16 protein-coding genes are annotated in these 12,160 nt (G+C 73.3%); 6 read left to right on the top strand and 10 right to left on the bottom strand.

Features of this window, described 5'->3' with window-relative positions:
- The 4 genes from IEY98_RS19895 to IEY98_RS19910 all read left to right on the top strand — a co-directional run bounded on the left by IEY98_RS19895 (window position 1) and on the right by IEY98_RS19910 (window position 3,295).
- Window positions 1-789, top strand: coding sequence for an ABC transporter ATP-binding protein (locus tag IEY98_RS19895; RefSeq protein ID WP_189212077.1), 789 nt, complete (start codon window positions 1-3; stop codon window positions 787-789).
- Complete coding sequence (locus tag IEY98_RS19900; protein ID WP_189212078.1) at window positions 776-1,645, top strand: ABC transporter permease; 870 nt, start codon at window positions 776-778, stop codon at window positions 1,643-1,645. Before IEY98_RS19895 ends, IEY98_RS19900 begins: the two co-directional genes overlap by 14 nt.
- Window positions 1,642-2,382, top strand: a complete 741-nt coding sequence (locus IEY98_RS19905; RefSeq protein ID WP_229787092.1) for a sirohydrochlorin chelatase — start codon at window positions 1,642-1,644, stop codon at window positions 2,380-2,382. Before IEY98_RS19900 ends, IEY98_RS19905 begins: the two co-directional genes overlap by 4 nt.
- A 289-nt stretch (window positions 2,383-2,671) precedes the next feature.
- Window positions 2,672-3,295, top strand: coding sequence for a cyclase (locus tag IEY98_RS19910; protein WP_189212079.1), 624 nt, complete (start codon window positions 2,672-2,674; stop codon window positions 3,293-3,295).
- A gap of 193 nt (window positions 3,296-3,488) precedes the next feature.
- Here the strand turns inward: IEY98_RS19910 and pip (IEY98_RS19915) are convergent, their stop codons facing one another.
- Window positions 3,489-4,418 carry a prolyl aminopeptidase gene (gene pip, locus IEY98_RS19915; RefSeq protein WP_189212479.1) on the bottom strand — a complete coding sequence of 310 codons (930 nt, stop codon included), beginning with the start codon at window positions 4,416-4,418 and terminating at the stop codon, window positions 3,489-3,491.
- Window positions 4,418-5,383 (bottom strand): prolyl aminopeptidase, encoded by a 966-nt coding sequence (pip, locus tag IEY98_RS19920; RefSeq protein WP_189212080.1) that lies wholly within the window; start codon window positions 5,381-5,383, stop codon window positions 4,418-4,420. Before pip (IEY98_RS19920) ends, pip (IEY98_RS19915) begins: the two co-directional genes overlap by 1 nt.
- Window positions 5,384-5,422: 39 nt before the next feature.
- Between pip (IEY98_RS19920) and IEY98_RS19925 the strand changes: the two genes are divergently transcribed.
- Complete coding sequence (locus tag IEY98_RS19925) at window positions 5,423-5,935, top strand: MarR family winged helix-turn-helix transcriptional regulator (protein ID WP_229787093.1); 513 nt, start codon at window positions 5,423-5,425, stop codon at window positions 5,933-5,935.
- Here the strand turns inward: IEY98_RS19925 and IEY98_RS19930 are convergent.
- The 4 genes from IEY98_RS19930 to IEY98_RS19945 are packed head-to-tail and all read right to left on the bottom strand — an operon-like array spanning window position 5,886 to window position 7,600.
- Entirely contained in the window at window positions 5,886-6,659 is a 774-nt protein-coding gene (locus IEY98_RS19930) for an enoyl-CoA hydratase family protein (protein ID WP_189212081.1), read from the bottom strand. The genes IEY98_RS19925 and IEY98_RS19930 overlap by 50 nt on opposite strands.
- Before the next feature lie 45 nt (window positions 6,660-6,704).
- Window positions 6,705-7,004 (bottom strand): barstar family protein, encoded by a 300-nt coding sequence (locus IEY98_RS19935; protein WP_189212082.1) that lies wholly within the window; start codon window positions 7,002-7,004, stop codon window positions 6,705-6,707.
- Complete coding sequence (locus IEY98_RS19940; protein WP_189212083.1) at window positions 7,001-7,402, bottom strand: guanyl-specific ribonuclease; 402 nt, start codon at window positions 7,400-7,402, stop codon at window positions 7,001-7,003. Before IEY98_RS19940 ends, IEY98_RS19935 begins: the two co-directional genes overlap by 4 nt.
- A gap of 3 nt (window positions 7,403-7,405) precedes the next feature.
- On the bottom strand, window positions 7,406-7,600 hold the full coding sequence (locus IEY98_RS19945; protein ID WP_189212084.1) for a hypothetical protein: 195 nt from the start codon (window positions 7,598-7,600) through the stop codon (window positions 7,406-7,408).
- Between the two features lie 68 nt (window positions 7,601-7,668).
- Here IEY98_RS19945 and IEY98_RS19950 point away from each other — a divergent pair, with 68 nt between their 5' ends.
- On the top strand, window positions 7,669-8,634 hold the full coding sequence (locus tag IEY98_RS19950) for a zinc-binding dehydrogenase (RefSeq protein WP_189212085.1): 966 nt from the start codon (window positions 7,669-7,671) through the stop codon (window positions 8,632-8,634).
- On the opposite strand, the gene IEY98_RS19955 is transcribed toward IEY98_RS19950, so the two are convergent.
- The 4 genes from IEY98_RS19955 to IEY98_RS19970 all read right to left on the bottom strand — a co-directional run bounded on the left by IEY98_RS19955 (window position 8,624) and on the right by IEY98_RS19970 (window position 12,127).
- Window positions 8,624-9,649, bottom strand: a complete 1,026-nt coding sequence (locus IEY98_RS19955; RefSeq protein WP_189212086.1) for a polyhydroxyalkanoate synthase family protein — start codon at window positions 9,647-9,649, stop codon at window positions 8,624-8,626. The two genes, IEY98_RS19950 and IEY98_RS19955, sit on opposite strands and share 11 nt — an antisense overlap.
- Window positions 9,650-9,736: 87 nt before the next feature.
- The gene (locus tag IEY98_RS19960; RefSeq protein ID WP_189212087.1) at window positions 9,737-10,771 is read right to left on the bottom strand and encodes an NAD(P)H-dependent flavin oxidoreductase; all 1,035 of its coding nucleotides are present in this window, start codon (window positions 10,769-10,771) and stop codon (window positions 9,737-9,739) included.
- A 20-nt stretch (window positions 10,772-10,791) separates the two neighbouring features.
- Window positions 10,792-11,589, bottom strand: coding sequence for a TIGR04222 domain-containing membrane protein (locus IEY98_RS19965; RefSeq protein ID WP_189212088.1), 798 nt, complete (start codon window positions 11,587-11,589; stop codon window positions 10,792-10,794).
- A 157-nt stretch (window positions 11,590-11,746) separates the two neighbouring features.
- Window positions 11,747-12,127 carry an MmcQ/YjbR family DNA-binding protein gene (locus tag IEY98_RS19970; RefSeq protein ID WP_189212089.1) on the bottom strand — a complete coding sequence of 127 codons (381 nt, stop codon included), beginning with the start codon at window positions 12,125-12,127 and terminating at the stop codon, window positions 11,747-11,749.
- Window positions 12,128-12,160: the final 33 nt, after the last annotated feature.

Below are 12,160 nucleotides of genomic sequence, written 5' to 3' on the forward strand. Positions count from 1 at the left end.
ATGACCGCCACGCTCGCGGCCACCTCCGCGGCCACCGAGACCGACGCCGTTGTCCGCATGAGCGGGGTCCGCAAGGTCTTCGGGCACGGTCCGCGCGCGGTCACCGCGCTGGACGGGATCGACCTGGCGGTGGCGCCCGGGGAGTTCGTCTGCCTGCTCGGCGCCTCCGGCTGCGGCAAGACGACCGTGCTGAACATGATCGCGGGCCTCGACCGGCCCAGCAGCGGCGACATCGAGCTGACCACGACCCGTCCCGCCGTCATGTTCCAGGAGGCCGCGCTCATGCCGTGGCTGACGGCCGCGCGCAACGTGGAGCTGCCGCTGCGGCTGGCAGGCGTGAAGCGGACCGAGCGGCGGGCGCGGACGCTGGAGCTGCTGGACCTGGTGCGGCTGGGCGGCGCTGGCGACAAGCGCCCGCACGAGCTCTCCGGCGGCATGCGGCAGCGCGTGGCGCTGGCGCGCGCGCTGGCGTCGGCGTTGCAGGGCAACAACGGCGAGGCGTCGTCGCTGCTGCTCATGGACGAGCCGTTCTCCGCGCTGGACGCCATCACCCGCGACGTCCTGCAGGGCGAGCTGCTGCGCGTGTGGGAGGCGACCGGGACCGCGGTCGTGTTCGTGACCCACGACGTGCGCGAAGCCGTCCGCCTGGGGCAGCGCGTGGTGCTGCTGTCGTCGAAGCCCGGGCGGGTCGTGCAGCAGTGGTCCGTCGCCGACGCGCCGGAGGCCGAGCTCACCGAGGAGATCAACGGCCGCCTGCGCGAGGTGATCAGCAGCCATGCCGCGGCCTGACACCGTCGCCGCCCCTGCCGATTCCGTCGGCGCGGGCCTCGACGCCCTGGACACCCCCGTCGCCGCAGGCCGCCAGCGCAGGCTGCTGCGCGCCGTGGTCGCCCCGGTGATCGCCCTGACGCTGGTCGTGGCGGTCTGGCAGTTCCTGTGGTCGCGGGCGTACTGGCCGGAGTACCAGCTGCCCGCTCCGCTGGACGTCTGGCGGCAGATCACCCGGATCGTCGGCACCGGCGAGGTGTGGGAGTTCCTCTGGGTGTCGGTGCACCGGGCGGTGATCGGGTTCCTGATCTCGCTGGCCGTCGCCACCCCGCTCGGCCTGCTGCTGGCGAAGGTCCCGCTGGTCAGGGCCGCCATCGGGCCGCTGATCTCGGGCCTGCAGTCGCTGCCGTCGGTGGCCTGGGTGCCCGCGGCGGTGCTGTGGTTCGGGCTGAACGACGCCGCGATCTACACCGTCGTGCTGCTGGGCGCGGTGCCGTCCATCGCCAACGGGCTGGTGGCGGGCATCGACCAGATCCCGCCGATCCTGCCGAGGGTCGGGAAGGTGCTGGGGGCAGGCCGGTTCGACACCGCCCGGCACATCCTGCTGCCCGCGGCGCTGCCGGGGTACCTGGCCGGGCTCAAGCAGGGGTGGGCGTTCTCGTGGCGCTCGCTGATGGCCGCCGAGCTGATCGCGACCTCGCCTGCGCTGGGCTTCGGGCTGGGCCAGTACCTGCACAACGCGATGGCGCTGTCGGACATGTCGATGGTCATCGCGGGCATCCTGCTGATCTTCTTCGTCGGGGTGGGGATCGAGCTGCTGGTGTTCCGGCCGCTGGAGCGGGCCGTGCTGCGCTCGCGCGGGCTGGGGGCGCTGTGATCCCGCTCGTGGCCGTCGCGCACGGCAGCCGTGATCCCCGCTCGGCAGCGACCGTGGCCGACCTGCTGGACGTCGTGCGCGAGCGCGCGCCGGGGCTGGACGTGCGGGGCGCGTTCCTCGACCTGTCGGCCCCCCGGCTGATCGACGTCCTGGGCGCGCTGGCCGACGAGGGCCACCACCGGGTCGTGGTGGCGCCGCTGCTGCTCGGCCGGGCGTTCCACGCCCGGGTCGACCTGCCCGCGCTGCTGGCCGAGGCCGCCGAGGCGCACCCGGGCCTTGCGGTGTCGGTCGCCGACGTGCTCGGGCCGTCCGCCCTGCTGGAGGCCGCGGCGCTGCGGCGGCTGGCCGACGCGGGCGTCGAGCCCGGCGACCCGGGGCTGGGCGTCGTGCTGGCCGCCATCGGGTCGTCGCACGCGCCCGCCAACGCGCGGGTGGCGGAGGTCGCCCGGCGCTGGGCGCGGACGCACGGCTGGGCCGGGGTGGCGCCCGCGTTCGCGTCGGCGACCACGCCGGACGTGCCGACGGCGATCGCCCGGCTGCGGGCCAGGGGGGCGCGCCGGATCGCGGTGGCGTCGTGGTTCCTGGCGCCGGGGCTGCTGCCGGACAAGGTGGCCGCGCAGGCGCGCGCTGTCGACCCGAGCGCGCGGATCGCGCCGCCGATGGGCAACGCCGTCGAGGTGGCCGACCTGGTCGTGGAGCGCTACACGGCGGCGTGGGAGTTCGCCAGGACCGCGTGAGCGTTGGGGTAAACGGGGGTAACACATAACCACCCACCCGGAGCCGCGGCCGACGCCCTGGGTCGATCGGACTGGGCCTGTCGGGGGACGGGCATGTCGGTCCATTCGGTGGCCGATCACCGACGTGGCCCAAACGGGGCATGATCAAAGAAGCGGACGGTCCGCGGCGGGCGGGCGCCGCGATCTTGTCACGGATGGCCAATTCTTGACCTGACGTCTACTCGCAAGTAACTATCGGTCTGCCGCGGCGCTCCAACCCTTGTCCCCCAAGCGATCCGAGGTAACCCTGATGAAACCTGTCCCCCGTCGCACCCTGTCCGCCCTCGCCATGGCGGCGGCGGCGCTGGTCGCCTTCGCCCCGACCGCCGTCGCCGTGCCGCACACGGCCAACTTCGCCTGCGAGGGCGACAGCCCGATGGGCGCCCAGCACTTCGACTTCGCGCAGGACGCCGAGGTCACCGCGCCCGCCACCGTCTCCCCCGGCGCCGGGTTCACCATCGTCATCGACCCCGCCCCCAACACCATCCCGTCGTCGGTCAACGGCTACACCGTGCGCCGGGTGCAGAACCTCGCGCTGAAGGTGCCGATCCCGGCCAACTCGACCTACGTCTCCGCCACGCTGTCCGGCGGGTCCAATGTGGGCACTACCAACATCAGCGTCAGCAACGGGATCGCCACCATCACCGCGAGCGGCCCGATCAACGGCGGGGCGACGTTCGAGCTGCCGACGGTGACCGCCCGGCTCACGGCCGGGAGCTCCGGGACGATCGAGACGAAGCTGTACGGCACCAGCTACAGCAACCCGGGCCTGACCTTCACCGCGGTCGTCGCGACGTTCCTCGGCAACGTCAACGTCCCGACCAGGTGCTACCCCAACCCCAACCCGGTGATCACCACGACCACCATCGCCTGACCGAAGGAGACTGGTCCCGCGCGGGCAGCCCGGTGCCCGCGCGGGACCACCCGCGTCAGATCCCCGCAGTGCCTGACACCCCACCGCCCGACAGCTGCTGGTGACCAGGTCGCCCGCCGCGTTCACGGCGGCGGGATTCTCCCGAGGGGACACCGGTTCGACGACCTCCGCACGGCCCCGGTCACGCTCGAACCTAGGCGAACTCGGCGAACGCCCGCAGCAACCGGTTGCGCATGGTCGGGCTGGCCGAGTGGCCCGAGTCCGCGATGACCTCCAGGGTCGCGTCCGGCCAGGCCTGGGCCAGATCCCACGCCGTGTCGAGCGGGCTGCTCAGGTCGTGCCTGCCGTGGATCAGCACGCCGGGGATGCCTGCCAGCTTCCCCGCCTCCCGCAGCAGGATCCCCTCCTCCAGGAACGCGCCCCGGGAGAAGTAGTGGGCGCACAGGCGGGCGAAGCACAGCTCCGCGGCGTCCAGCGGGTGCTCGACCAGATCCGCGTGCGGCTCCAGGGAGATGACCGTGTCCTCCCACCGCAACCACTCCGCCGCGGCCGAGCGCTGGGTCGCCGGGTCGGCGAGCAAGCGGTCGTATGTGGACAGCACCTCCCCGATCGGCGCGCCCGGCGCCACCGCGCAGAACCGTTGGCGCGCCTCGGGGAAGTAACGGCCGACCCCGTGGTAGAGCCACTCGATCTCCCGGCGGCGCGTCGTCGTCACGTCGATGATCACCAGCTCGGTGACGCGGGACGGGTGCGCCTGGGCGTAGGCCAGGGCCAGGGTCGAGCCCCACGAGCCGCCGCTGACCAGCCAGCGGTCGATGCCCAGGTGCTCGCGCAGCCGTTCCATGTCGGCGACGAGGTTCTGGGTGGTGTTCGCGGACAGGTCCACGCCCGGGTCGGCCGCGTGCGGGGTGCTGCGGCCGCAGTTGCGCTGGTCGAACAACACGGCCCGGTACTTGGCCGGGTCGAACCACCGGCGGTGCTTCTCCGTGCAGCCGCCGCCGGGGCCGCCGTGGGCGAAGACCGCGGGCTTACCCTCCGGGTCGCCCACCACCTCCCAGTAGACCCGGTCGCCGTCGCCGACGTCGAGCATGCCGCTGTCGTGCGGCTCGATGGGCGGGAACATCACGCGAAGTCCCGGTACGCGCGCAGGAACGCGTCGCGGGCTGCCGGGCTGCCGGTGTGGCCCGCGTCCTCGATGACCTCCAGCCGCGCGTCCGGCCACGCCTGGGCGAGGTCCCACGCCACCTCCAGCGGGCCGCCCAGGTCGTGCCTGCCGTGGATGAGCACGGCCGGGATGCCCGCGAGCCTGCCCGCCTCCCGCAGCAGGACGCCCTCGTCGAGGAACGCGCCGTTGCCGAAGTAGTGCGCGCAGATCCGCACGAAGCAGACCTGGCGCTGGTCGAACCGGTTGCTGTAGGCGCCCGGGGTCCCGTGGGGCTCCAGGGAGATGACCGTGTCCTCCCAGCGCAGCCACTCCGCGGCCGCGTGCTCGCGGACGGCCTGGTCCGGGTCGGCGGTCAGGGCGCCGTAGGCGTTCAGGATGTCCTCGATGGGCGCGTCCTCGGGCACGTGCGACACCACCGAGTGGAACCGCCGCCACTCACCCGGGAAGAACCGCCGCACGCCCCGGTAGAGCCAGTCGGTGTCCGAGCGCCGGGTGACCGTCACCGCGATGATCACCATCTCGGTGACCCGCTGGGGGTGCGCCTGGGCGTAGGCCAGCGCCAGGGTGGACCCCCAGGACGCGCCGCTGACCAGCCAGCGGTCGACGCCCAGGTGCTCGCGCAGCTTCTCGATGTCGGCGATCAGGTTCTGCGTCGTGTTGGTCGACAGGTCGACGGCCGGGTCCACCGCGTTGGGCGTGCTGCGGCCGCAGTTGCGCTGGTCGAACAGGATCGCCCGGTACTTCTGCGGGTCGAACCAGCGGCGCTGGTTGATCGAGCAGCCCGAGCCGGGCCCGCCGTGCAGGTACACCAGCGGCTTGCCGTCGGGGTTTCCGACGGCCTCCCAGTAGATGTGGTTCCCGTCCCCGACGTCGAGCATCCCGCTGTCGTGGGGCTCGATGGGCGGGTGCAACTCCAGCAGCATGGGTCCTCCCAGATCTGTAAGGGCTGTTATATTAGCACTGTGACATCTCCGGAGTTCCTGGGCACCCGGCTGCGCCATCTACTGGAGCGCCTGGAGGGCGCGGTCGCCGAGGTCTACGACGACCTCGGCCTCAGCTGGTTCCGACCGCGCTTCACGGCCTACATCAGGGAGCTGAGCGCGAACCCGCGCTCGATCAAGGAGCTGGCCGAGGCCGTCGGCGTGACGCACTCGGCGGCCAGCCAGACGGTGGCGCAGCTGGTGAAGGACGAGTTGGCCACGCTGGAACCGGGGCGCGACGCCCGGCAGCGGATCGTGCGGCTCACCCCGGCCGCCGAGCGGCTGCTGCCCGTCCTGCACGCGGAGTGGGCGGCGACCGCCCGGGCGGCGCGCGAGGTGGAGGGCGAGTTGTCCGCGCCGCTGAGCGCGGTGGTCGAGGAGATGATCGCGGCACTGGACCGCAGATCGATGCGGGAGCGGATCGGCGCGGCCGACCCGGAGCTGATCAGTCGGTGGGGACCCAGCGCGCGGGACGCTTCTGGGCGAACGCGCTGATGCCCTCCTGCCCCTCCTCGCTGGCGAAGTACCGCGCCGACAGCGCGAGCATCTCGGCGAAGTCGGAGGACATGTCCGACGGGCGCTCGCGTCGCAGGATCGCCTTGGTGGCCGACAGCGCGTTCGGCCCGCCGAGGGCGAGCATCCCGGTGTAGCGGTCCACCTCGGCGTCCAGCCGCTCGGCGGGCACGGCCGAGTTGATCAGGCCGATCTGCACGGCCCGCTCGGCGTCGAACTTCTCCCCGGTCAGGAACAGCTCGTGCGCCGCGCGCGGCAGCAGGCGCGGCAGCACGGTCACCGAGATGATCGCGGGCACCACGCCGATGCGGACCTCGGTGAAGGCGAAGGTGGCGTCGGCGGCGGCCACGGCGATGTCGGCGGCGGCGACGATGCCCACCCCGCCCGCGCGGGCCGGTCCGGCCAGCTTGGCCACGACCGGCTTCGGGCTGGTCCAGATCTGCTCCAGGATCGCCGGGAACTCGTTGACGCCCTGGTCGGCGGCCGACGCGCCGCCCGCCTCCTTGAGGTCCATGCCCGCGCAGAACACCGGGCCGGTGTGGTCGAGCACGATCACCCGCACCGACTCGTCCTCGACCGCGGCGCCCAGGTGCGCCCGCAGCTCCCGGCGCAGCTGCGCGGAGAGCGCGTTGCGGTTGTGCGGGGAGTCCAGCGTGATCCGGGCCACGCCGCGGGCGATCTCGTAGTGCACCAACTCATCAGCCATGGTCCGCACCCTAACCACCGCGCGTTCGACGAGGCGACCGCGCGGCTAGGGCTCGACGAGCACCACGGAGAAGGCGCGCGCGACGTCGGTGAAGTCGGCGACCGCGTCGGCCAGGACCGCCTGGATGGCGCGGTAGCCCGCGGGGTCGGCCTCGGCGAGGACCTCGGGGTGCGTCCAGACCAGCACGTGGTCGCCCTCGGGCAGCCAGGACAGGTCGGTCAGGCAGTCGTAGAGGGCGTCGAGGTTGTGGCCGAACCAGTCGGGGAACCGCAGGACCTCGGCCACCGCATCGTAGAAGTCCAGTTTGGTGCGGACGTCCGCGCCGTCCAGGACGTGGTCGGTCATCGCGCGGTGTCCACGGAGACGAAGGACTCGTAGTGGTCGTCGGTGTAGTACAGCTCCTCGGCCGATCCGGTCACCAGTCGGCGGGCGCCGCGGTCGGGGCTTCCGGGGGTGGGCACGGTGTACTCCTTGTAGTAGCCGCGTTCCCGCTCGGGCAGCAGGCCCTCGCGGTTGCCGAACGTCGAGCCGTCGCGGTCCGGGTGCGGGAACGGGCCGCCGCGCCGGATCAGCTCCCAGGTCTCGGCCGCCTCGGCGGGCAGCGCGGACAGCGCCACGACGGGCAGCCCGGACTCCGGCGCCGGGGTGTCTGCGCCGGTGCTGAGATCGCGCACCAGCCAGCCGCCGACGACCAGCGCGACGAGCGCGACCAGGGCAAGGGTGATACGCCTGCGGGAACCCACTACCTACTCCGCGTCGATCGGCGGCTCGTGCCGGGAGCCGAACCGGGCCGAGGTGTAGTCGACCGCGCGGTCGATCAGCCACGCCAGGCCCAGGCACAGCGGCAGCAGCACGGCCATGACCAGGGTGAACTGCAGGGCGAACGGGATCGTCGCCAGCCACAGCTCGACGTCGTCCCACCAGTCGGTCAACCCCTGCACATACCCGAGAGTAGACCTCGGCCACTTCCATGGGGCGGCCGGACTCCGGCCTGGCTATGTTGCTCGTCATGTTCGCCGTGTATGCCGCAGAGCCCAACCCGGACGACCCGCTGGCCGCGCTGACCGTGGGCGAGCGCCCCGACCCGGTCGCCCCCGACGGGTGGGTCGAGGTGGACGTGCGGGCCGCCAGCCTCAACATGCACGACCTGTGGACGCTCAAGGGCGTCGGCATCAAGGCCGAGCGGTTCCCGATGATCCTGGGCTGCGACGGCGCGGGCACCCTCGCCGACGGCACCGAGGTCGTCATCCACTCCGTCATCGGCGACCCGGCGTGGACCGGCGAGGAGACGCTGGACCCGAAGCGGACCCTGCTGACCGAGCTGCACCAGGGCACGTTCGCCGACAAGGTCGTGGTGCCCGCGCGCAACGTGCTGCCCAAGCCCGCCGACCTGTCGTTCAGCGAGGCGGCGTGCATGGGGACGGCGTGGCTGACCGCCTACCGGATGCTGTTCGTGAAGTCCGGCCTGCGCCCCGGCCAGACGATGCTGGTGCAGGGCGCGTCCGGCGGCGTCTCCACGGCGCTGATCGAGCTGGGCCGGGCCGCGGGCCTGCGGGTGTGGGTCACCGGCCGCACCGAGGAGAAGCGCGCCCTGGCCACCGAGCTCGGCGCGCACGCGGTGTTCGAGTCCGGCGCCCGCCTGCCGGAGAAGGTCGACGGCGTGTTCGAGACCGTCGGCAAGGCCACCTGGTCGCACTCCATGCGCGCGTTGCGGCCCGGCGGCGTCATCGTGGTGTCCGGCTCGACGAGCGGCCCCGACCCGAGCGCCGACCTGCAGCGCCTGTTCTTTCTTCAGCTCAGCGTCATCGGCTCGACGATGGGCACCCGCGACGAACTGGCCGACCTGATGTCCTTCTGCGCCACCGCGGGCATCCGGCCGCGCATCGGCTCCGAGCTGCCGATGGCCGATGCGCGCGCCGGGTTCGAGGCGATGCAGGCGGGCGAGACCGCCGGGAAGATCGTCTTCACCCGTTGAGGTGCCGGTCGATCAGCGGCCAGGTCTCGTGCCTGGCCGCCCGACCGGTCAGCACGCCGAGGTGGCCGCCCTTGGCCGTCACGAACTCGACCTCGGCGTCGGGCAGGACCTTCACCAGGTGCCCGACCGCGCGCCGGGGCGCGATGGTGTCGGCGCGGCCCGCGATGAGCAGGGTCCGCTGCTTGGCCGCGGCCAGGTCGATGCGGGTGCCGCCGACCTCGATGGCCCCGCGCGCCAGGGCGTTGGCGCGGTAGAACTGGTGGTAGATCTGCCCGACGGTGCGACCGGGGTAGGCGACCATGTTCGCCGTGAACCGCTCGACGGCCTCGATCTGGGCGAGGTAGTCGCGGTCGTGCAGGTGCGTGGCGACGGCGATCGGCTTGGTCAGGTGGCGGTCCAGCGCGGACACCTGGAACGCGGCGCGGACCAGCGGCGCCGGGATCGTGCCCATCGCCCGGTAGACGGGGGTGAACGCGTGCCCGCCGGTGGCCGCGACGATCGGCCGGAACGGCATCAGCAGCGGCATCTTGGTGAAGTCGAACGGGCTGGCCACCACGGTCAGCGTGGCGATCGCGTCGATGCCGAGGCGGGCGGCGGCCAGCACGGACAGGATGCCGCCGAAGCACCAGCCGATGAGGTGCGGCGCGCGTCCGGTGCGCTCGCGGACGGTCCCGATGGCGGCGGGCAGGACCTCGTCGACCCAGTGTTCGAGGCCGAGGTCGCGGTCCCGGAAGCCGATGGGGCCGTAGTCCAGCAGGTAGGTCGGCCGCCTCCGCGCCAGGTGCTCGACCAGGCTGCAGCCCCGGCGCAGGTCGAACGGGGTGTCCGGGACGGCCAGCGGCGGCACCAGCAGGACCGGGTCGCCGGAGTCCGCGGAGTCGTAGTGGTAGACGAACCGCGCCCTGCCCTGGTCGACCAGGGTGCGCGGCATCGGGGTGAAGTCGGCGAACCCGCCGCCGAGCACCCGGTGCGCCATGTTCCCCGCGGCGGCGAGCACGCCGTCCAGCACTGCCATCGAGCCTCCCTACTTGTTAGTAGGTTAACCGCCGCCCACGACTCCCGGGTGCGGTTCTGTGCCGAACCGCACAACTGCCCGCGATGTCTACTTTAGACGCTGGGTGAGGGAGTCCGCCGCGGTGCGGGCCTCGCCCAGCAGCCGGGCGATGACCTCGGCCACCGGCTCGTCGCGGCCCAGCGGGTACGCCTGCCCGGCCCAGAGCGACATGACCTCGGCGTCGCCCGCCGCGCGCATCGGCCGGGTGAGGTTGTTGACCTGCGGGTACGCCGAGGGCGCGCTCGGGTTCTCGCGCAGGAACCGGTTGACCAGCCCGCGTGCGGGACGGCCGCTGAACGCCCTGGTCAGGGCCGTCTCCCGGCCGCCTGCGGCCAGCGCGTCGCGGTAGGCCCGCGCGGTCCCGGCCTCCGGGCAGCGCAGGAACGCCGTGCCCAGCTGGGCCGCGACAGCGCCCGCCGCCAGGACGGCGGCCACATCGGCGCCGTGCATGAGCCCGCCAGCGGCGACGAGCGGCAGGTCGAGACCGGACAGCAGGCGCAGCGCGGGCAGCAGGTCGTAGAGCGAGGTGCCGCCGGGCTCGGTCGGGTCGTCGGTGAAGGTCCCCCGGTGCCCGCCCGCCGCCGCGCCCTGCACGCACAGCGCGTCGACACCCGCCTCGGCGGCCCGTTCGCCCTCTTCCGGCGTGGTCACGGTGGCGATGAGGTAGCTGCCGACATCGCGGAGGCGGGCCAGGACGTCGGCGTCGGGCAGCCCGAAGGTGAAGGAGATCGCGGGCACCGGGGTCCGGACCAGCAGGTCCACCTTGTCGGCGAACCGGTCGTCGTCCCAGCTCGCCTTGCCCGGCTCGACCCCCAGCCGCGCCGACTCGGTCGCCACCGCGGCGGCGTGCGCGCCCACCAGCGCCTCGGTCCGAGGACCGGGCACGAACAGGTTCACCCCGAACGGCCCGTCGGTGCCCGCCCGCACGCTCTCGATCCGCCCGGCCAGCGCGGCCGGGGCGAGGTACCCGCCCGGCAGGAACGCGGTCGCGCCCGCCTCGACAGCGGCGACGACCAGTTCGGGAGTGCTGACCCCGCCCGCCATGGGCGCGACGACGATGGGAACCGCCAGCTCGCTGAACACGGACCTCAGCCTACGGCTGATCAGCCGCAGCCCCCGCAGCCGCCGCATCCGCCGCCGCCACACGATCCGCCGTCCCCGCCGGAACCGCCGTCACCGCCGCCGGATGACGACGCGGACTCCTGGAACGCGCCGCTCACCTCGTGGTCCGGATAGGCGGTCAGGCCGAGGAGGGCGACCGTCAGCAGGACGGCCCCGCCCCCGGCGAGCGCGTCCGACCGGGCGCGCGCGAGCGCCGCGCGACCGCGCGCGGTCGGCCCGTCGCGCCAACTCCGGCGCACGGCCGCGGTGATGAAGCCGGTGGCGATGAGCGAGAGGACCAGCAGGATGACCGGCTTGTCCTCGCTGATGCCGTCGGCGAGTCGGACCAGGCCGAGGACGATGATCAGGGCGAACAGCCACTCGACCTTGCGGGCGCGCCTGACGCGCTCCGGCGGCAGCAGGTATCCGGCCTCGACCATCCGGCGGCGCAGGTCGCGCGCGACCGCGCTCTCGGACAGGCCGCGGACGTTCGGGATCCTCCGCAGGTCGCGCAGGGCGGCGGCCTCGTGCTCGTCAGCGGGCTCGGCGCCGTCGACCGGGGTGACGCCGCCGGAACGGCTCACACGCACCTCGCCGCGCGAGACCAGACCCGCCACCGCGGTGTGCGCGACGCGGGTGGGGCCGCCGGAGAGCATGGCGATGCCGTAGGCGTCGAGACCCGGGTCCCCCGCGGTGCGGTGTGCCCGCACCCAGCGGTGGGCCGCGACGCCCACGAGCATCGCCACGCCGACGGCGGTCCAGTGCGCTGCCAAGTACTCCGGACCGGTCATCTCCCACATGGCGGCCTCCTCGCGGATTCCGATACTGCGCCACCGATGCACACCGGCTGTCCGTTCCGACCCCTGCGGTGATCCGCTCCGGCTCCAGTTCGGCCGTGGCCCTGTGGGTGGCCAGTGCGGAGCGCGAGGTCGGGCGCCCGTCCGGACGGGCACCTGCTCAGACGCGCGGTGATCGCCCGCGGTTCCCCCGCGCGTCCAACTCGGCGAGAAGCCGTTTCGGCGCGACCGTGCGGTAGGCCTCCTCGACGATCTCGGCGACCTCGTCCCAGTCGACGGCCACGTCGAGGTGCACCCCGAGCCACCCGCGGTGCCCGACGTACGGCGGCCGGTAGAACCGCGCGGGGTCCTCGGCCACCATCTCCTCCTGCACCCCCGGCGGCGCGGCGCACCAGAACCCCGGCCGCGAGTCCTGGCGCTCGCCGACGTAGGTGACGAAAACCTTCCGCACGAACCACGTCGGCGAGCCGTGGCTGACCTTCTCGGTCGCCTCCGGCATCGCCAGGCACAGCGCGCGCAACCGCGGCAACGGATCCTCCATGACGACCTCCCCGCGCACTTCCTACCGCAGGGG

It is taken from the genome of Actinokineospora fastidiosa (genome assembly GCF_014648415.1).
Taxonomy (GTDB): domain Bacteria; phylum Actinomycetota; class Actinomycetes; order Mycobacteriales; family Pseudonocardiaceae; genus Actinokineospora; species Actinokineospora fastidiosa.

Excerpts from the sequence above, each read along its gene's own strand:
- IEY98_RS19895 (WP_189212077.1), top strand. The coding sequence starts at position 1 with ATGACCGCCACGCTCGCGGCCACCTCCGCGGCCACCGAGACCGACGCC.
- IEY98_RS19900 (WP_189212078.1), top strand. The coding sequence starts at position 776 with ATGCCGCGGCCTGACACCGTCGCCGCCCCTGCCGATTCCGTCGGCGCG.
- IEY98_RS19910 (WP_189212079.1), top strand. The coding sequence starts at position 2,672 with ATGAAACCTGTCCCCCGTCGCACCCTGTCCGCCCTCGCCATGGCGGCG.
- pip (WP_189212479.1), bottom strand. The coding sequence starts at position 4,418 with ATGTTCCCGCCCATCGAGCCGCACGACAGCGGCATGCTCGACGTCGGC.
- pip (WP_189212080.1), bottom strand. The coding sequence starts at position 5,383 with ATGCTGCTGGAGTTGCACCCGCCCATCGAGCCCCACGACAGCGGGATG.
- IEY98_RS19930 (WP_189212081.1), bottom strand. The coding sequence starts at position 6,659 with ATGGCTGATGAGTTGGTGCACTACGAGATCGCCCGCGGCGTGGCCCGG.
- IEY98_RS19935 (WP_189212082.1), bottom strand. The coding sequence starts at position 7,004 with ATGACCGACCACGTCCTGGACGGCGCGGACGTCCGCACCAAACTGGAC.
- IEY98_RS19950 (WP_189212085.1), top strand. The coding sequence starts at position 7,669 with ATGTTCGCCGTGTATGCCGCAGAGCCCAACCCGGACGACCCGCTGGCC.
- IEY98_RS19955 (WP_189212086.1), bottom strand. The coding sequence starts at position 9,649 with ATGGCAGTGCTGGACGGCGTGCTCGCCGCCGCGGGGAACATGGCGCAC.
- IEY98_RS19965 (WP_189212088.1), bottom strand. The coding sequence starts at position 11,589 with ATGTGGGAGATGACCGGTCCGGAGTACTTGGCAGCGCACTGGACCGCC.
- IEY98_RS19970 (WP_189212089.1), bottom strand. The coding sequence starts at position 12,127 with ATGGAGGATCCGTTGCCGCGGTTGCGCGCGCTGTGCCTGGCGATGCCG.